The organism is Streptomyces sp. NPDC028711 (genome assembly GCF_055565415.1).
The window spans coordinates 258,661-277,276 of record NZ_JBVHUJ010000007.1 but is presented as its reverse complement, the minus strand read 5'-3'; the positions used below and the strand labels follow the sequence as shown (position 1 = coordinate 277,276).

The following is an 18,616-nucleotide window of genomic DNA, read 5'->3' as shown; positions in this document are numbered from 1 at the left end:
GATAACTGAATCCGGGGGCCCGTTCCCGCGCATTCCAGAGATCCCGAACAACTCCCAATCCGGGCAAATCAACACGCGTGACGTTATCCGGTGGGGGCGGGCGAACGGGCACCGGTAGCCTGGTGGGGTGATTGACCTTCGCCTGCTCCGTGAGGACCCCGACCGTGTTCGCGCCTCCCAGCGCGCCCGTGGAGAGGACGTCGCGCTCGTCGACGCCCTGCTCTCCGCCGATGAGCGGCGCAGGTCGTCCGGCGTCCGCTTCGACGAGCTCCGATCCGAGCAGAAGGCGCTCGGAAAGCTGATCCCCAGGGCCACGCCCGAGGAGCGCGCCGAGCTCCTCCAGAAGGCCGAGCAGCTCAAGACCGACGTCAAGGCCGCCGAGGCCGAGCAGAACGACGCCGACGAGACGGCCAAGCGGCTCCTGCTCCAGCTCGGGAACATCGTCCACACGGACGTGCCCGTGGGCGGCGAGGAGGACTTCGTCGTCCTGGAGACGCACGGCACCATCCGCGACTTCGCGGCCGAGGGCTTCGAGCCCAAGGACCACCTGGAGCTCGGCGAGGCGCTCGGCGCCATCGACGTGGAGCGGGGCGCCAAGGTCTCCGGCTCGCGCTTCTACTACCTGACCGGTGTCGGCGCCCTCCTGGAGCTGGCCCTGGTCAACGCGGCGATCGCCCAGGCCACCGAGGCCGGCTTCATCCCCATGCTGACCCCGGCGCTCGTCCGTCCGCGCGCCATGGAGGGCACCGGCTTCCTCGGCCAGGCCGCGGAGAACGTGTACCACCTGGAGAAGGACGACTACTACCTCGTCGGCACGTCCGAGGTACCCCTCGCGGCGTACCACATGGACGAGATCATCGACGCCGACAAGCTGCCGCTGCGGTACGCGGGCTTCTCGCCCTGCTTCCGCCGCGAGGCCGGCACGTACGGCAAGGACACCCGCGGCATCTTCCGCGTCCACCAGTTCGACAAGGTCGAGATGTTCTCGTACGTCGCGCCCGAGGACGCGGAGAACGAGCACAGGCGGCTCCTCGACTGGGAGAAGCAGTGGCTGACCTCGCTCGAGCTGCCGTTCCAGGTCATCGACGTCGCCACCGGTGACCTCGGCTCCTCCGCCTCCCGCAAGTTCGACTGCGAGGCGTGGATCCCGACGCAGGGCAAGTACCGCGAGCTGACCTCGGCCTCGAACTGCGACAGCTTCCAGGCCCGCCGCCTCTCCGTCCGCATGCGCGACGAGCAGGGCGGCAAGAAGACGGTGCAGCCGCTGGCCACTCTGAACGGCACGCTCTGCGCCGTACCGCGCACGATCGTGGCGATCCTGGAGAACCACCAGCTGGCCGACGGCTCGGTGCGGGTTCCCGAGATGCTGCGGCCCTACCTCGGCGGCCGTGAGGTCCTGGAGCCGATCGCCAAGTGACCTCCTTCCCCTACCGCCTGGTCGCGACGGACCTCGACGGGACGCTGCTGCGTTCCGACGAGTCCGTCTCGGACCGTACGCGGGCCGCGCTCGCCGCCGTCACGGCGGCGGGCGCCGCGCACATCGTCGTCACCGGCCGGGCGGTGCCCTGGACCCGGCACATCCTGGACGACCTCGGCTACGAGGGGATCGCGGTCTGCGGGCAGGGCGCGCAGGTCTACCACGCGGGTGAGCACCGGCTGCTGACCTCGCTGACCCTGGACCGGCAGCTCGCGGGGCTCGCACTCTCCAAGATCGAGGCGGAGGTGGGCCCGCTGGCCCTCGCCGCGAGCCGCGACGGTCTGGAGGGCGAGGTCCTGATGGGCCCCGGCTACCGTGCGCATGAAGGACCGCTGCCGTACGTCCCGTACGACGACCCGGCGGAGCTGTGGTCGGCGCCGCTGACCAAGCTGTACATCCAGCACCCGGTGCTGACGGACGACGAGCTGACCCGGGCCGCGCGTGAGACGGTCGGCGGGCTCGTGGACGTCGTCATGGCCGGGCCCGGCATCGTGGAGATCCTCCCGCTCGGCCTCAGCAAGGCGACCGGTCTCTCGCTCGCGGCGCGCCGGCTGGGCGTGAAGGCGGCGGAGACGATCGCCTTCGGCGACATGCCGAACGACATCCCGATGTTCGGCTGGGCGGCTCACGGCGTGGCCATGGGCAACGCGCACGAGGAGCTGCGGGCGGTGGCGGACGAGGTGACGGCCTCCAACGAGGAGGACGGCATCGCGCTCGTCCTGGAGCGCCTGCTCGCCGTCTGAGCACGGCGCCTGCCGGCCGTCCGAGCCAGGACGCACGTACGAAGGCCCGCTCCCCTGAGGGAGCGGGCCTTCGCGCGCACGGCCTCGCGCGGACCTGGGTCCGCGCGCTCGAAGCGGCCGCTTCCGGGGGATCCCCCGTTTCCCCCGCACAACTAGTGTGCTTCGGGCCTCCGTTCGGGTGCGACTGGTTTTCCGCGGGTCAGCGGATAGCAGGCGAGGCCGATGGCCAGGGAGATCGCGTGGCCGAGGTCGGTGTACGTGCGGTCGCAGAGCAGCGGTACGACGAAGAAGGCGACGACCCCGGCGAGGTAGAACCAGCGCCACGGCCGGGCCAGCCGGTAGGTGAGGATGCCCGCCGAGGCGGCGAGGCCGTAGCTGACCCCGATGTCGACGACGTGCGCCATGCCGCTCGGCAGGTCGTGGTGGCGGATGGCGATCAGGACGACCCGCTGGCTGACGAGGGTCGCGGTGATGTGGGCCGTGGCGACGGTGAGGAGCCATCTCGCGGTGCCGATCCAGCGTTCGACGGGCGCGTGGATCAGCTCGAAGAGCGCCGCGTACAGCAGGAGGTCGGCCGGGTCCTCGATCCAGAACGCGCTGCCGAGCAGGGCCATCAGCGGGTGGTGCGCCAGCTGGTGGAGATTGCTGCTGCTGCGGTGGAGGAGAGAGGCGTCGATGCCGTCGGGGGCCAGCGCGATGACGAGGCTGGTGACGGCGATGACCGCCAGCCAGAGATGCGTACCGGGTGACGAACGCACCCACGACCTGATCGGTCGGGACGGTTCGCCACCCGGCAGGGTTCCGCTGTTTCCGCTGTTTCCTGAGGCTTCGCTCGGCACCTCTCAGTGCCTATCACCCGAAGCCGGGGGAGACCTCAGAAATTGATCATGTGTCCGGCGATGCCGTGGATCGCTTCCTTCACGGCCTCGCCGAGCGTCGGGTGCGCGTGGACGTTCCGGGCGACCTCGTGGACGGTGAGGTCCCACTGCTGGGCCAGGGTCAGCTCGGGCAGCAGCTCGGTGACGTCGGGGCCGATCAGGTGGGCGCCGATGATCTCGCCGTGCGTCCCGTCCGCGATGATCTTGACGAAGCCGGTGGCGTCGCCGAGACCGTGCGCCTTGCCGTTCGCCACGAAGGGGAACTTGGCGACCTTGACGTCGAAGCCCTTCTCGCGGGCCTGCGCCTCGGTCCAGCCGAAGCTGGCGATCTGCGGCTGGCAGTAGGTGGCGCGCGGGATCATCGGGTAGTCGAGCTCCATGGTCTCGGCGTCCCCGATGGTCTCGGCGGCGATGACACCCATGGCCTCGGCGGTGTGCGCGAGCATCAGCTTCGCCGTGACGTCACCGATGGCGTAGATGTGCGGCACCGAGGTGCGGCAGCGGCCGTCGACGTCGATGGCACCGCGCTCGGTCAGGGCGACGCCGGTGGCCTCCAGGCCGTAACCGGTGACGTTCGGCGCGAAGCCGATGGCCTGGAGGACCTTGTCGGCCTCCAGGACCTTGCTCGCGCCGTCCTTGCCGGTGACGGTGACGCGGACCTGCGGGCCCGACTCGTCGATGGTCTCGACGCGGGTGGAGGTGAGGACGTCGATGCCGAGCTTGCGGTACTGCTTCGCCAGCTCCTTGGAGACCTCCTCGTCCTCCAGCGGGGCGATCCGGTCGAGGAACTCGACGATCGTGACCTTGGTGCCGTAGTTGTTGAGGACGTACGCGAACTCGATGCCGATGGCGCCGGCGCCCGCGATGACGATCGACTTCGGGGCGTCCTCGGCGAGGATCTGCTCCTCGTACGACACGACGCGCTCGCTGCGGGCGGTACCGGGGAGCAGTCGCGGGGTGGCGCCGGTGGCGATGATGCAGTTGTCGAAGGCGATCGTCTCCGAGGTGCCGTCGGACTTGGCCACCTGGAGGGTGTTGGCGTCGAGGAAGGTGCCCCGGCCGCTGAACTCCGTGATGCCGTTCTTCTTCATCAGGAAGTGGACGCCCTTGACGCGGCCGTCCGCGACCGAGCGGCTGCGGCGGTAGGCGTCGCCGTAGTCGAAGGTGACGGTGCCGTCGACCTTGATGCCGAAGGTCTTCGCCTCGTGGTTGAAGATGTGGGCGAGTTCGGCGTTGCGCAGCAGCGCCTTGGTGGGGATGCAGCCGACGTTCAGGCAGACACCGCCCCAGTACTTCTCCTCGACGACCGCGACCCGCTTGCCCAGCTGGGCGGCGCGGATGGCGGCGACGTAGCCGCCGGGGCCAGCTCCGAGTACGACGACGTCGAAGCGGTCTGACATGACTGACTCCCGAGGGTGGTGAGGGTGTTCGGTCCGCGTACGGGCCCACAGTAGTCCGGTGTCTGTCTGGGGCCGAGGCGGATCGGGATCGGGCGGTCCGGGGGGAAGGGGATGCGGTACGGCTCCCCGGTGGGGCTCCCGGGGTGGGGGGACGACCCGCGGAGTCGTACCGCATCGGTGTTCTTCCGGTGCTACTCCTCGCCCGCCAGGGTCAGTCTGCTGAGCTTGTAGCCGGCGAACCAGGTCGCCGCGACCGTGACGCCCGCGAGGAGCGCCACCGCCGTCGGGAGCGCGACGTCGGAGGTGATCAGGCCCTCGCCGGTGACCTTCTGCGCGAGGGCCAGCGCCCACTGCTGCACGCTCAGGGTCTTCGCGCCGGCGATCAGGGAGCCGAAGAGGGTCTCCCACACCAGGGCGTAGACCAGGCCGATGACCACCGCGTGCCGGCTGATCGTGCCGAGCAGCAGGAACAGCGCGCTGTACGCGATGGAGGCCACCAGGGCCGCCACCGTGTAGGCCACGGCCACCTGCTGCCCGTTGCCGTTGAGGATGAATCCGGCGATGAACGTCGGCACCGCGGAGAAGACCATGGTGACCGCGATCGCCACGATCAGCTTGGTGAAGATGATCGAGGACCGCTTCACCGGCTTGGAGAGCAGATAGACGATCGAGCCGTCGTCGATCTCCGGCCCGATCGCTCCCGTCCCGGCGATCACGCCGATCAGCGGCACCATCGTGGCGAGCGCGAAGCCGCCGAGGACATCGGCGGCGACCTGGTCGTCCGCGCCGTTGAAGGCGCGCACCGCCGCCGAGATCAGCAGCAGCATGCCGGGCAGCAGGAAGAGGATCAGGGCCCTGCGGCGGCCGAGGAGGGCCCGGTACGTGAGCCGGGCGACTGTGGGGTTGTACATCGGTCAGGCTCCTTTCAGGCCGCGACGAGATACGAGAAGACGGATTCGAGGGACTCGTCCGAGGGCGAGACCGTCAGGAGACGGATCCCGCGCTCGCGCGCGACCCTGGGCAGCAGCTCCGTGAACCGCCCGAAGTCCACCGCCTGCACGCGCAGACCGCCCTCACCGTGGTCGACCTCGATGCCGGCCGTGGACGGGTCGGCGATCAGCGCCGCCGCCAGAGCCCGGTCGTCGCTGGAACGGACGAGGTAGCGGTGCGGCCGGTCCGTCATCAGCCGGCGGATCTTGCGGAAGTCACCGGAGGCCGCGTGGCGTCCGGCCACGATCACCTCGATGTGGGAGGCGAGCTGCTCGACCTCCTCCAGGATGTGCGAGGAGAAGAGCACCGTGCGGCCGTCCGCGCCCATCCGCCGCAGCAGGTCCATGAGCTGCATGCGCTGGCGCGGGTCCATGCCGTTGAACGGCTCGTCGAGCAGGAGCACGGACGGCTCGTGGACGAGGGCCGAGGCCATCTTCACGCGCTGCCGCATGCCCTTGCTGTACGTCGAGATCTTGCGGTCCTGGGCGTACTCCATCTCGACCGTGGCCAGGGCCCGCTGGGCCTCCGCGGCGCCGAGGCCCTGCAACTCGGCGTTGGCCAGGACGAACTCGCGGCCCGTGAGGAAGTCGTACATCGCCTCCCGCTCGGGCACGACGCCGATCTCGCGGTAGACCGACTCGTTCCCCCAGATCGTCTTCCCGTCGAGGGTGACGCTGCCGGTGGAGGGGTCGAGGAAGCCGCCCATCATGTTGATGAGGGTGGACTTCCCGGCGCCGTTCGGTCCGAGGAGGCCGGTGACACCCGGGCCCACCGTCATCGTGACGTCGTTCACGGCCACGACGTTTCCGAACCAGCGGGAGACGTGGTCGATGTGGAGCGTGGTCACAGCCCGACCTTTCGGTAGCGGCGCATCAGGATGCCGTACGAGCCGGCGATCAGCGCGAGGACGACCAGCAGATAGACCGTGCCGACCCCGGCGCCCGGGCCTCCGAGCTCGGGGAACATGGCCGGTGCGCCCAGGAAGGCGGTCTGCACGCCGTCGATGAGGGTGATCGGCGAGAACAGGCCGAGCCACTGGATGGCGCCCGTGTTCTCCGTGGCGTAGGCGATGCCCATGAGCGTCGAGACCGCGCCGTACGAGATGGTCAGGACGCCGATCACGGCGGCGACGCCGAAGCCGCGGCGCGGGGTGAGGGCCGCCATGACGAGGCCGATGCCGCCGAAGAGCAGCGAAAGCAGCGCCACGGAGACGAGCCCCTGGCCGAACAGCTTCGCCTGCTCGGCGAAGTCCATCTTGGCGAGCATCGAGCCGATCCACATGATCAGCAGCGGGACGGCCGTGAGGATGAAGAGCGCCGAGGCCATCGCGCCGTACTTCGCGAGGACGTAGTCCGCACGCTCGATCGGGCGGGAGAAGTACAGCGGCACGGTCCTGAACCGGAGGTCGCGGGAGACCGACTGCGGGGCCTGCGAGGCCAGGTAGATGCCGATGACGACCTGGAGGAAGATCGCGTACTGCGTGTACTCGATCGTCAGCTTGGACTGCTTGGTGAAGACCGCGATCGCGACGAAGATCAGCGCCGGCACGCACATCACCCCGAAGAGCAGCATCGGCAGCACCTTGGACTTGGCGCTGCGGCCGAGGCCGTACGCGCCGCGCAGCGACTGCGAGAACAGCGACCTGCGCGCGTACGCCCGGCCGAGGCGCGGGCCGTCGTACGACCGGTAGCCGATGTTGTGGATCTGCGTCGTGTCCGGAGCGGCCTGGGAGGGCTGGGGGATCTGGGTGCTCATCGGGCCGGCACCTCCTCGTGCTGCGGGGACGCCTCGGGCCTGAAGACCTCGGCGATGTGGTGGCGGCGCTGCTCCATGCGGACGAGACCGAGGCCGAGTCCGGCGACGGTGTCCCGCACGAGGTCGTACGTCTCCTCGCCCGGCGCCTCCAGGAGCAGGATGTGGCCGGCGCCCGGAAGGCCCTCCTCCACGCCCGCGTGGATCGTGACGCCCGCCGCGACGAGGGCCTCGCGGAGTGCCGTGGTGCCGTCGGGGTGTGCGTCGGAGTCCGTGACCTCGACCGCGAGCGTCGTGGTGGTCCGGGTGAAGTCGCTGGTGGAGCTGGAGCGGAGCAGCTTCCCGCCGTCGATGACGACGACGTGGTCGCAGGTGCGCTCCAGCTCGCCGAGGAGGTGCGAGGTGACGAGGACGGAGATGCCGAAGTCGGTCCAGACCCGGCGGATCAGTCCCAGCATCTCGTCGCGGCCGACCGGGTCGAGGCCGTTGGTCGGCTCGTCGAGGAGGACCAGCTTCGGGTCGTGGACCAGCGCCTGGGCGAGCTTCACCCGCTGCTTCATGCCGGTCGAGTAGCCGCCCATCGGGCGGTACCGCTCCTCGTAGAGACCGACGTGACGCAGGGTGTCGGCGGTCCGCTCGCGGGCGGCGGTCGGGGGCAGCCCGGACATCCGCGCCATGTGGACGACGAACTCGGTGGCCGAGACGTCGGGCGGGAGGCAGTCGTGCTCGGGCATGTATCCCACGCGCTCGCGGATCTCGGCGCCGGACGTGCTGACGTCCAGGCCGAGGACCTCGGCGCGGCCCTCCGTGGCGGGGGCGAGCCCGAGCAGGATCTTGATCATGGTGGACTTGCCGGCTCCGTTGGCACCCACGAGTCCGGTCACACCGGGTCCGATGTCCAGGGAGAGCCGGTCAAGAGCGGTCACCCGGGGGAACCGCTTGCTGAGGCTTTCGGTCGCGATCACAGTCACGCTTCGACGGTAGTGGCGTGGACCACAGCGGTCGTCAGCCCAACGGCTCGATCCTTGTCCGACTACAGGAGTACAAGCCCGTAGGGGCGTCGCGACCAAAGTCTTTTTCCACAGGCCGGGCCGCGCGGCGGCGGACCGGACTTTTCCACAGGCTCACGCTCGACCCCTTGACGTAGCCGCCGGGCATTGTCACATTCATCGATGGCAGGTTACGGACGCGTAGTGCGATCAGACGCTCACACAGGACGGCGGGTGGCATGGCCTCGGCAGTGACAGGGGAACTCTCCGCGGAGCTGCGGGGGTTCAGGGAAGTACAGCGGCTCTCCTACGCCTGCGCGGAGGCCGTCGCGGCGCAGCTCAAGCCCGGTGTGACCGAGCGCGAGGCGGCGCGGATGCAGCGGGAGTGGCTGTACGAGCGGGGGGTGCGGGACTGGTTCCACCGGCCGTTCGCCTGGTTCGGCGACCGCACGGCCTTCGTGGACTTCAAGGTCCCGCTGCAGTTCTTCCCGACGAACCGGCGCCTGGAGCCGGGGATGCCGTTCATCCTCGACATGGCCCCGGTCCACAAGGGGTTCACGGCCGACATCGGGTACAGCGGCTGTCTGGGGCTCGACCCCCTGCACGACAAGCTGCTCGCCGACCTCAAGGACCACCGCGAGCTGATCCTGCGCGAGGTGCGCGAGCGCCGCACGCTCCGCGAGATCTACGAGGACGTGGACCGACTCATGGTCCGCCAGGGGTACGCGAACCGGCACCGGGCCTATCCCTTCGGCGTCATCGCCCACAAGATCGACCGGGTGAAGGAGCGCCGCTGGTCCCCGACGCTCTTCGGCTTCGGCACCCAGGCCCTCAAGGGCCTCGCGAGCGACGCCCTCCGCGGCCACCGGGACGGCTGGTCGCCGCTCTGGTCGCCGTACACGTTCTCCGACCACCCGCCGCAGCCCGGCCTGTGGGCGGTCGAGCCGCACCTCGGATTCCGGGGGACGGGCGCGAAGTTCGAGGAGATCCTGGTCGTCACCGACTCCCGGGACCCCGAGCAGAGCGCGTTCTGGCTGGACGACGATCTGCCGCACGTGCGGCGCTGGAACGAGGGGGCGGTCTGATGGCAGGGCGCGACGACACGACGACGGGGCCGGCGGGGCTCAAGGGCGCGCGGGAGCGCCGGGTCAGGACCGGCGGGATCGAGCTGTGCGTGGCCGAGCTCGGCGAGCCGGACCGGCCGACGGTCCTCCTCGTGCACGGCTACCCGGACTCCAAGGAGGTGTGGTCGGAGGTCGCGACCCGGCTCGCCGAGGAGTTCCACGTGGTGCTGTACGACGTCCGGGGCCACGGTCGCTCGACGGCGCCGGCCCCGCTGCGCGGCGGCTTCACCCTGGAGAAGCTGACGGACGACTTCCTCGCGGTCGCCGACGCCGTCAGCCCGGACCGGCCCGTCCACCTCGTCGGCCACGACTGGGGCTCGGTGCAGTCCTGGGAGTTCGTGACCGTCCGGCGCACCGAGGGCAGGATCGCGTCCTTCACCTCGATGTCGGGGCCGTCCCTCGACCACTTCGGGCACTGGATCAAGCAGCGGATGACCCGGCCCACCCCGCGCCGGGTCGGCCAGCTCCTCGGCCAGGGCGCCAAGTCCTGGTACGTGTACATGCTGCACACGCCCGTCCTTCCTGAGCTCGCCTGGCGCGGCCCCCTCGGCAAGCGCTGGCCGCGGATCCTGGAGCGGATGGAGAAGGTGCCGGCCGGTGACTACCCGACGCCCTCGCTGCCGGGCGACGCGGCGCACGGCGCCTGGCTCTACCGGGACAACGTCCGCGCCCGGCTCTCCCGGCCGCGCCCCGACGCGTACGCCCACGCGCCCGTGCAGCTGATCACGCCGACCGGTGACGCCTTCCTCTCCGAACGGCTCTACGACGACCTGGGCAGCTGGGTGCCGGACCTGACCCGGCGCACGCTGCCCGCGAAGCACTGGGTGCCGCGCACCCGGCCGGACCAGCTGTCCGCGTGGATCGGCGCGTTCGTCCGGGCCAACGAGGAGCAGGCGTCCCGGGCGCCCGGTTCCCGTCGGCCCGTCAGGGCGACGGCGGCGCGGCGCGGGGTGAAGCCGGAGTACGCGGAGCGGTTCGGCGGCCAGCTGGTCCTCGTCACCGGGGCGGCCAGCGGCATCGGACGGGCCACCGCCTTCGCCTTCGCGGAGGCCGGCGCCCGGGTCGTGGCCGTGGACCGGGACACCGAGGGAGCCGTCCGCACGGCCGGGATGGCCCGGCTGATCGGCGCCCCCGAGGCCTGGGGCGAGACCGTCGACGTCGCCGACGAGCAGGCGATGGAGAAGCTGGCGGCGAAGGTGGCGAGCGAGTACGGGACCGTCGACGTCCTCGTCAACAACGCGGGCATCGGGCTCACCGGCTCCTTCTTCGACACCACGAGCGAGGAGTGGAAGCGGGTCCTCGACGTCAACCTGTGGGGGGTGATCCACGGGTGCCGCGTCTTCGGCGCGCAGATGACCGCGCGCGGCCAGGGCGGCCACATCGTGAACACGGCGTCCGCGGCGGCTTTCCAGCCCTCCCGGGCGCTGCCCGCCTACAGCACGTCGAAGGCGGCGGTGCTGATGCTCAGCGAGTGCCTGCGCGCCGAGCTGGCCGGCCAGGGCATCGGGGTCTCCGCGATCTGCCCCGGCATCGTCAACACCAACATCACGGCGACCGCGCGGTTCGCCGGGGTCACGGACGAGGCGGAGGAGAGGCGGCGTCAGAAGAAGGCGTCGAGACTGTACGGCCTGCGGAACTACCCGCCGGAGAAGGTCGCCGACGCGATCCTGGGGGCGGTCCTGCACGACCGGGCCGTCGTGCCCGTGACCCCGGAGGCGAAGGGCGCCCACTTCCTGTCCCGGCTGAGCCCGGGAGCGCTCCGGGCCCTCGCGCGCTGGCAGCCGCCGTCGTAGGTCGGTGGGGCCGGGCCGGTGGCGGTCGTACGATCCCTACCAGGAGGGGCCCCGCGCTGGCGGGGTGGAGCGAGCGGTCGGCGGGAGCGGGTTTGTCCGAGCAGTCAGCACAGCCGGAGTACCGGATCGAGGACCTCGCCCATCACAGCGGGGCCACGGTCCGGACGATCCGCGCCTACCAGGACCGCGGTCTGCTGCCCCGCCCGGAGCGGCGGGGCAGGTCGAACGTGTACGGGGACGCGCACCTCGCGCGGCTCCGGCAGATCGCCGACCTCCTCGACCGGGGCTACACCCTGGCCTCGATCAAGGAGCTCCTGGAGGCCTGGGACACCGGCCGGGGGCTCGGCGGGGTGCTCGGTCTCGTCGCGGAGGTCCACGGGCCGTGGACGGACGAGGAGGCGGCCCGCATCTCGCGCGCGGAACTGGACGCCCGCTTCGGCGGCACACCGGACGAGGCGGCCGTCCGGGAGGCCGTCGAGCTCGGCGTACTGGAGCGGATCCCGGACCGGGAGACGGAGGAGTACCTCGTCCCCAGTCCCCAGGAGCTGGCCGTGGCCGCCGAGTTGTACGCGGCGGGGGTTCCGCTGGCTGCGATCACCGGGCATCTGAAGGAACTTCGCGGGCAGGTCGAGCACATCGCCTCGCGTTTCCTGGAGTTCACGACGGAGTACGTCTTCGCCCGCTATCTGGAGCACCGGCCGCCGACGGACGCGGACGCGGCGGAGGCGGCGACGATGGTGCGGCGGCTGCGGCCGCTCGCCCAGCAGACCGTGGACGCCGAACTGGCACGGGCCATGCAGTTGTTGGCCACCCGCCATCTCCAGCTCCATTTGTCGCCGGACGCGCCGCCGCCGCGGGACGACGAGCCGCGCGCGGTGACCCTTCCGGCCGCGACGGTACGGGCGGTTCAGGGCCTGGTGGGCCCGGAGGGCGTCGCGTCCTTCGTCGCCGCCGCCACCGAGCGAGAGGTGCACAAAAGGACCTTGGATGCTCTTACCGCAAGTCATCCCATAAATGATTAAGTTGCTCAATTCAGCCGTAGAGCAAGGTGTGTTATCCACAGAATCGCCAAGCTGCCTGTGGATAAGTCGGGTTGGCTGTGGACCAAACCTGCCCGCCCGAATTCGATGGTCGGACGGTCCCGGCTCCGGCATCCTGACCGGATGACCCGACACCAACCGCCGGACGAGCGCCGCACGGTGAAAGTCTCGAAGTACCTCTCCAAGCATCTGCGCCACCAGCCCGAGCGCATCGGCCTCGTCCTCGACGCCCACGGCTGGACCGAGATCGACACGCTGCTCGCCGCCGCCGCCCGGCACGGCTTCCCGATCACCCGCGAGGAGCTCGACCACGTCGTCGCGACCAACGACAAGAAGCGCTTCGCCGTCGAGGGCGGCCGCATCCGCGCCAGCCAGGGCCACACCGTCGGCGTGGACCTCGGCCTGCCGGCCGCCGAACCGCCCGCGTACCTCTACCACGGTACGGTCGCCGCCCGGCTCCCCGCGATCCGGGCGGAGGGGCTGCGCCCCATGGCCCGCCACCACGTGCACCTCTCCCCCGACCGGGAGACCGCGACCCGGGTCGGCGCGCGGCGCGGCCGGCCGGTCGTGCTCAGCGTCGACGCCGGCGCCATGCACCGGGCCGGACACGTCTTCCGCGTCAGCGCCAACGGGGTCTGGCTGGCCGACGCCGTCCCCCCGGAGTTCCTGCGCTTCCCGGACTGACCTCTCCCCGGCCGGAGCTATACTCGCGGCCGCATTCGACATGGTGAGAGGAAGTCCCAGTGGCGGCTCCGACTGCGCTGTACTCGGTGATCGACGGCAAGGAGACCGCCGGGGACGGCGTCACCCACACCTCGCGGAACCCGGCGCTCCTGAGCGACGTCGTCGCCGAGGTCCGGCTGGCCGACGCGGAGACCTTCCAGGACGCCTGCGCGGTGGCCCGCGAGGCGCAGCGCGCGTGGGCGCGGGTCCCGGCCCCCGTACGCGGCCAGGTCGTGGGAGCCTTCGGGCGCCTCGTGCAGGAGAACAAGGAGGGCCTCGCCCGCCTTGTCACCCGCGAGGTCGGCAAGACATACGCCGAGGCGCTCGGCGAGGTCCAGGAGATCATCGACACCTGCGAGTTCTTCCTCGGCGAGGGCCGGCGCCTGTACGGCCACACGGTGCCGTCCGAGATGCCCGACAAGCAGCTGTTCACCTTCCGGACGCCCGTCGGCGTCGCCGTCATCGTGACGGCGGGCAACTTCCCGGTCGCGGTGCCGTCCTGGTACCTGGCCCCGGCCCTGCTCTGCGGCAACGCGGTGGTGTGGAAGCCCGCCGAGTACGCCGCCGCGACCGCGCGCGCCCTGGCCGAACTCGCCTGGCGCGCGGGCGTCCCTGCCGGTGTCCTCAACCTGGTCTACGCCGACGGCGAGACCACGTTCGCCGGGCTCGACGCCGCTCTGTCCCGCGGTCTGGTGGACAAGGTCGGCTTCACCGGCTCGACGGCGGTCGGCCGCCGGATCGGCGAGCTGTGCGGCCGGCACCTGCAGACGCCGTGCCTGGAGCTCGGCGGCAAGAACCCGATGGTCATCGCGCCCGACGCGGACCTCGACCTGGCCGTACAGGCCGCCCTCTTCTCCGGCTACGGCACCGCGGGCCAGCGCTGCACCTCCCTCGGCACCGTCATCGCGCACGAGGAAGTGCACGCCGAGTTCGTCCGCCGCTTCACCGAGGCGGTGCGGACCGCGCCGGTGGGCGAGCCGTCCCAGGGCGTCGTCTACGGCCCGCTGCTCGACGAGAAGTTCGCGCGCACCTACGAGACCGCGCTGAGCTGGATCGACGACCACCACACGGTCCTCGGCTCGACGGCGGTCGGCAGGATCACGGCCGAGTCGCCCCGGGAAGGCTTCGTCGGTGACCCCTCGGACGGCCTGTACTACCACCCGGTCCTCGTCGACGGGGTCCGCCGCACGGACCGGATCTTCCTTGAGGAGACCTTCGGCCCGATCGTCGGGGTGACCACGTACCGGACGCTCGACGAGGCGATCGAGCTGGCCAACACCCCGGGGTACGGGCTGTCCGCCGCCGTCTGGACCAGCGACCCCGCCACCGCGTTCCGCTTCCGGCAGGGCGTGGGCGCCGGCATGGTCAGCGTCAACAACTCCACCTCGGGCGCGGAGGCCCACCTCCCGTTCGGCGGGAACGGCAAGTCCGGCAACGGCAGCCGCCAGTCCGGCGTGTGGGTGCTCGACCAGTTCACCCGCTGGCAGTCGATGAACTGGGACTTCTCCGGCTCGCTGCAGAAGGCCCAGATGGATGTGGCGACCGTCGAGGCCGACCTGACGTACCGGCTTCCGGCGGAATGGACGGACGGCGCCCGCTAGACGCGGAGACGCCGACGCGCCGACGCGCCGAGACGCGGAGACGCCGAAGAGCCGAGGCGCCGACGGTGGGGTCGTACCCCCTCCGTCGGCGCCTCGGCCGTGACCCTTCTCCGCTCAGGTACTCCCGCTCAGCGGCCGCCGTCCGCCCAGTGGCTCTGGACGACCGTCTGCGCGTGGCCGACGGTCCAGTCCGGCAGCGCCGCCAGGGCCCGCTTCGCGTCCTCCCCGGTCTCCAGGAACACCTGGTCGACCTGGATCTCGACGGGACCCGAGCGTTCCACGGTCACCGTGTGGCCGCCGAAGCGGCCGACGACGTCGATGACCGCCTCGCCGCCCGCGAAGGACCGGCCGCCGACAGAGAGGCCGGGGCCCGTCACCGTGATCCTGATCAGCTCCGCGCGGTGCGCGCCGATGCTGACCCGGACGGGCGCGGTCGTACCGGCCGTGTCGAAGGAGACGGTCCCCTCCGGCACGGACACCTTCCGCGCGGTGAGCGCCCCGTCGTCGGCCCGGAGGCCGGTGTCGCGCGCCACCTGGTCGACGACGCCCAGCTTCTGGGGCGTGAGGTGGTCACGGCCCTCGAGCACGATCCGTGAGCTCCCGCCGTCGGTCCGGCCACCGGCCTGCTCCTGGAAGAGCTCCACCAGCTTGGGGTGCGCGCTGTCGTACGGCGAGACGAGGCCGACGACGAGGAGACCGCAGGCGGTGTACGCCGCGAGGACGAGCCAGGACCGGCGCGGCGGCCTGCCCGCGTACACCGCGAACGGCGCGAGGATCAGCGCCAGCGGAAGGGCGACCAGGACGCCCGCCACGGCGAGGACCGCGTCCAGGGGGACGGCGGTCGGCAGCCGGCCCATCATCGGGACCGCGAGCTCGAACAGGTTCCGGGTGAACTGGGCGATGAGGACGAACGACACGAACGCGCTCACGAGCAGCGGCACCGCGCGCCAGCGGCCCGGCAGCAGCAGGAAGCCGCCGACCGACACGACGAGCAGGGCGGACGCGATCCACAGCAGATAGCCGGGTCCGACGCCGAGCCAGGCGGTGACCGACCCGAGCAGGGCGACCGCCCAGGCGTTGCCGAGGAGGGCGGTACGGGCCGCCGCCGGCCGCCCGGTGGCTGCGTCAGGGGCGCGGCGGCGGCGCCCGCGCTCCAGGAGCAGCTGGGGGGCAAGCGCGCCGAGGACGACGAGCGGCAGCGTCACCGCGTGGACCAGCCACGGGTGCGCGAACCAGGAGTGCGGGCCGGCGAGGGACTGGGCGACCCCGAGGACGAGACCCGTGAGCACGGCCGCCGGGAGCCCGAGGAGTGCGGCGCCCGCCGTGGCGGCGACCCGGCCGCGCCGGACGTCCCAGACCCGGCAGGCCCGCCGGGTCAGCGCGGCCAGGGCGAGGAGGAGGACGAGCGTGCCGATCTTCGTGAGCAGCGGGTCCAGCGTCACCCACCAGCGCGACAGCACGTCGAAGTAGTAGGGGGCGGGCTTCCGCTCGCCAAGCTCCGCGGACCCCGTCACGTCGGAGACGAACCGGACCGTCAGGTCGGTGATCGCCTGCGCCGAGCCCTCGCCGATCCCGGCGACCCGGTCGTTCGGCGTGTGGTAGCGGTAGCCGTCCTCGAAGAGGGCGTAGTCGAGGCCCGACCAGCCCTGGGCGCGCCACACCCGGGCGTCGGTGTCGGAGTTGATGAGACCCGCCTGGAACAGCCACTGGCCGAGGACGGAGCCGTAGGGCCGTTCGGTGTTGCCGGCGAGCTCGATCAGCCGGCCGTCGTCCTCGCCCGCCTGGAAGAGGATGGGCAGTCCGCCCGAGCCGACGGCCTCCAGGTTCAGGAACCAGCGGACGTCCGCCGCCCACGGGTGCCGGGTGAACGCGTCCGAACCGGTGAGGCCGACCTCCTCGCCGCCGTTGAACAGGTAGATCACCGTGCGGTGGCGGTCCTGTCCCGCCAGCTGCCGTGCGGCCTGGAGCACCGCGCCGACGCTGATGCCGTCGTCGGCGGCGCCCGGCCCCTCCATCGCCGAGTCGACGTGGACGTTCACCAGGAGGGCGTCGGCGGAGTCGCCGGGCTGGCGGGCGATCACGTTCTCGACGTCGTAGTCGATGGCCCGGTCGTGGAAGCGGTACGAGCCGGAGGCCCGCTGCCGCTCCACTTCGAGGCCCGGGATCGCCTCCAGGTCGTGGGAGACGATGTCCAGCGCCTCGGCGAGCTGCGGGCTCGCGGCGACGTGTGGGCCGAGGTCCTCGAGGCGCTGGGTGGTGGCCAGTGCGGCGCGGCCGGCCTCCTGGTCGGGCGCGGGGCGGGTCGCCCAGTGCGCCAGCGCGAACGCCACGACCAGGAGCAGACCCACGACCGCCCAGGTGCCGGCGAACCGCGCCGCGCCGGTCCGGGACGGCGGGGCGCCCGCCGGCGGCGGTGCGGACGGAGGCGCGTCGACCGCGCGCGGCCGGGACTTCAGCATGCTCACCGCATGACCCTTTCCATGGTTATTCCGCCGACTGCGGCGTCTGCCGCGTCTCCCGCAGCCACGCGCGCAGTTCGCGTACGACGGTGTCCTGGTGTTCGAGCGTGAGCGCGTGCGCGGCGTCCGGGACCCGGACGAGCCGGGCCTGCGGGCAGACGCGCTCGATCTCCTCGGCCATGGCCCGCATGCCGTAGGTGTCCCGGTCGCCGACCAGCACCCGCACCGGGATGTCGAGCTTCTCCAGGCGTCCGGCTGCGGGCTCGGCCTTCACGAAGTCCGGAGTGTCCTTCTGCTGCCGGTAGTTGAGCCGCAGCATGTCGGCGACCGCCTCCCGTACGGCGGCCCGCTCCGGCGCGGCCTCGCGGCCGGGGCCGTCGACGAACAGCCGTACCTCGTGGGCGATCAGCTCCTCGACCGCCTGCGCGGTGTCGGCCTCCTCGGCGTCGTCCCAGGCCTCCTCGGCCGCCTCGACGGCGTCGAGCAGCGGGCGTTCGTCGTCCGCGACCGGGCTGTCGAAACCGGAGATGTCGGGGGCGAGCAGGAAGAGGCCGCTGACCCGCTCCGGACGGGCCAGGGCGAAGTCGATCGCGAGCCGCGCCCCCCGGGACTCGCCCACGAGGAACGTGGACTCGAGCCCGTAGGCGTCGAGGACGCTCGCGAGGTCGTCGATGTCGGAGAACTCGCCGTCGAGCGTCGTCGTGGACTCGCCGAAACAGCGGCAGTCGTAGGCGATGCCGTGCATCTCGTCGGCGAGGGCGCCCATCAGCGGGGTCCACATCCGGGAGTGGGCGATGCCGGAGTGGACGAGGACGGCGGCCGGGCCGGCCGGTGTGCCCTCGCTGACGGTACGGAGGGAACCGCCGGGGACGGTGATCGTGCGCGTTTCCATGGTCATCCTTCGATCGGCTGCTGAATGCGCTGCTGCGTTCGCTGCTCATGGCAGCTGATCACGTACGCGGCGACTTCTTCGGCGTGACTCAGCAGATACATGTGGCCTCCCTGCCACATCCGGGTCGGACAGTCGCCCTCGGACTGCTGATCCGCCCAGGCCGCGAGGCCTTCGGCGGGCACGCCGGGGTCGTCGGTGCCGCCCAGGGCGAACACCCGGGCCGACAGCCGCTCGCCGTCCCGGTACTGATAGCCGTAGGCCATCCGGTAGTCGGCGCGGAGGCCGGGCATGACGAGCTCCAGCAGGTCCGGCTGCTTGAAGAACTCCGCCGGTGCCACCCCGTGCGAACGGAGGTTGGCGAGGATCTCGGCGTCCGTCGGCACGGGCCTGACCGGCAGCGTCTGCGGAGCCGACATCCCGGACGCCACCAGACAGCGCACGGGGAGCGAGCGCCGCTGGAGCCGGCGGGCCAGTTCGAACGCGACGAGCGAGCCGAAGCTGTGCCCGAACAGGCTGGTCGGCCGCGCGTCCGAGGCGAGTTCGTCGGCCAGGGCGGCGACGAGCACCTCCATGTCCTCCACGGGCGCTTCGAGCATCCGCTGTTCGCGTGCGGGCAGGTCGGGCGCCCACAGCTCCACGTCGGAGGGGAGCCACGCGGTCCAGCCCTCGTAGACCGTCCCGTTGCCGCCCGCGTACGGGAGGCAGACGATCCGGCTGGTTCCTTCACCGGCGCTGAGCCGTCTGAGCAGGGTCAT

At 71.5% G+C, this 18,616-nt stretch carries 16 protein-coding genes; 7 read left to right on the top strand and 9 right to left on the bottom strand.

The features are described 5' to 3' along the window. Nucleotides 1-127 precede the first annotated feature (127 nt). Both serS and ACZ4VK_RS23110 read left to right on the top strand, forming a co-directional pair. Nucleotides 128-1,417: a serine--tRNA ligase gene (serS, locus tag ACZ4VK_RS23115; RefSeq protein ID WP_468354941.1), complete on the top strand. Its 1,290-nt coding sequence runs from the start codon at nucleotides 128-130 to the stop codon at nucleotides 1,415-1,417. Then, nucleotides 1,414-2,220 carry an HAD family hydrolase gene (locus ACZ4VK_RS23110; RefSeq protein WP_468354938.1) on the top strand — a complete coding sequence of 269 codons (807 nt, stop codon included), beginning with the start codon at nucleotides 1,414-1,416 and terminating at the stop codon, nucleotides 2,218-2,220. Before serS ends, ACZ4VK_RS23110 begins: the two co-directional genes overlap by 4 nt. A 152-nt stretch (nucleotides 2,221-2,372) precedes the next feature. On the opposite strand, the gene ACZ4VK_RS23105 is transcribed toward ACZ4VK_RS23110, so the two are convergent. The 6 genes from ACZ4VK_RS23105 to ACZ4VK_RS23080 form a co-directional block, all read right to left on the bottom strand. Further along, nucleotides 2,373-3,017, bottom strand: coding sequence for a rhomboid-like protein (locus tag ACZ4VK_RS23105; protein ID WP_468355341.1), 645 nt, complete (start codon nucleotides 3,015-3,017; stop codon nucleotides 2,373-2,375). A 77-nt stretch (nucleotides 3,018-3,094) separates the two neighbouring features. Then, entirely contained in the window at nucleotides 3,095-4,498 is a 1,404-nt protein-coding gene (lpdA, locus tag ACZ4VK_RS23100) for a dihydrolipoyl dehydrogenase (RefSeq protein ID WP_468354935.1), read from the bottom strand. Nucleotides 4,499-4,689: 191 nt separating this feature from the next. After that, nucleotides 4,690-5,409: an ABC transporter permease gene (locus tag ACZ4VK_RS23095; RefSeq protein ID WP_468354932.1), complete on the bottom strand. Its 720-nt coding sequence runs from the start codon at nucleotides 5,407-5,409 to the stop codon at nucleotides 4,690-4,692. Between the two features lie 14 nt (nucleotides 5,410-5,423). Beyond that, entirely contained in the window at nucleotides 5,424-6,335 is a 912-nt protein-coding gene (locus ACZ4VK_RS23090; RefSeq protein ID WP_468354929.1) for an ABC transporter ATP-binding protein, read from the bottom strand. Continuing rightward, nucleotides 6,332-7,243: an ABC transporter permease gene (locus tag ACZ4VK_RS23085; RefSeq protein WP_468354926.1), complete on the bottom strand. Its 912-nt coding sequence runs from the start codon at nucleotides 7,241-7,243 to the stop codon at nucleotides 6,332-6,334. The genes ACZ4VK_RS23090 and ACZ4VK_RS23085 overlap by 4 nt, the downstream gene beginning before the upstream one ends. Further along, on the bottom strand, nucleotides 7,240-8,205 hold the full coding sequence (locus ACZ4VK_RS23080) for an ABC transporter ATP-binding protein (RefSeq protein WP_468355338.1): 966 nt from the start codon (nucleotides 8,203-8,205) through the stop codon (nucleotides 7,240-7,242). The genes ACZ4VK_RS23085 and ACZ4VK_RS23080 overlap by 4 nt, the downstream gene beginning before the upstream one ends. A 263-nt stretch (nucleotides 8,206-8,468) precedes the next feature. Here ACZ4VK_RS23080 and ACZ4VK_RS23075 point away from each other — a divergent pair, with 263 nt between their 5' ends. From ACZ4VK_RS23075 to ACZ4VK_RS23055, 5 genes are all read left to right on the top strand, one after another. Continuing rightward, entirely contained in the window at nucleotides 8,469-9,314 is an 846-nt protein-coding gene (locus tag ACZ4VK_RS23075; RefSeq protein ID WP_468354923.1) for a M24 family metallopeptidase, read from the top strand. After that, nucleotides 9,314-11,146, top strand: a complete 1,833-nt coding sequence (locus ACZ4VK_RS23070; RefSeq protein ID WP_468354920.1) for an SDR family oxidoreductase — start codon at nucleotides 9,314-9,316, stop codon at nucleotides 11,144-11,146. The genes ACZ4VK_RS23075 and ACZ4VK_RS23070 overlap by 1 nt, the downstream gene beginning before the upstream one ends. A gap of 92 nt (nucleotides 11,147-11,238) precedes the next feature. Then, nucleotides 11,239-12,168: a MerR family transcriptional regulator gene (locus ACZ4VK_RS23065; protein WP_468354917.1), complete on the top strand. Its 930-nt coding sequence runs from the start codon at nucleotides 11,239-11,241 to the stop codon at nucleotides 12,166-12,168. 141 nt (nucleotides 12,169-12,309) lie between these two features. After that, nucleotides 12,310-12,870, top strand: coding sequence for an RNA 2'-phosphotransferase (locus ACZ4VK_RS23060; protein ID WP_468354914.1), 561 nt, complete (start codon nucleotides 12,310-12,312; stop codon nucleotides 12,868-12,870). Nucleotides 12,871-12,929: 59 nt separating this feature from the next. Then, a complete protein-coding gene (locus tag ACZ4VK_RS23055) occupies nucleotides 12,930-14,510 on the top strand; it encodes an aldehyde dehydrogenase family protein (protein ID WP_468354911.1) in 1,581 nt (526 codons plus the stop codon). A gap of 128 nt (nucleotides 14,511-14,638) precedes the next feature. On the opposite strand, the gene ACZ4VK_RS23050 is transcribed toward ACZ4VK_RS23055, so the two are convergent. The 3 genes from ACZ4VK_RS23050 to ACZ4VK_RS23040 are packed head-to-tail and all read right to left on the bottom strand — an operon-like array spanning nucleotide 14,639 to nucleotide 18,616. Continuing rightward, a complete protein-coding gene (locus ACZ4VK_RS23050; protein WP_468355335.1) occupies nucleotides 14,639-16,969 on the bottom strand; it encodes a M28 family peptidase in 2,331 nt (776 codons plus the stop codon). A gap of 25 nt (nucleotides 16,970-16,994) precedes the next feature. Beyond that, entirely contained in the window at nucleotides 16,995-17,861 is an 867-nt protein-coding gene (locus ACZ4VK_RS23045) for an alpha/beta fold hydrolase (RefSeq protein ID WP_468354908.1), read from the bottom strand. A 2-nt stretch (nucleotides 17,862-17,863) separates the two neighbouring features. Then, on the bottom strand, nucleotides 17,864-18,616 hold the full coding sequence (locus ACZ4VK_RS23040) for a thioesterase II family protein (protein ID WP_468354905.1): 753 nt from the start codon (nucleotides 18,614-18,616) through the stop codon (nucleotides 17,864-17,866).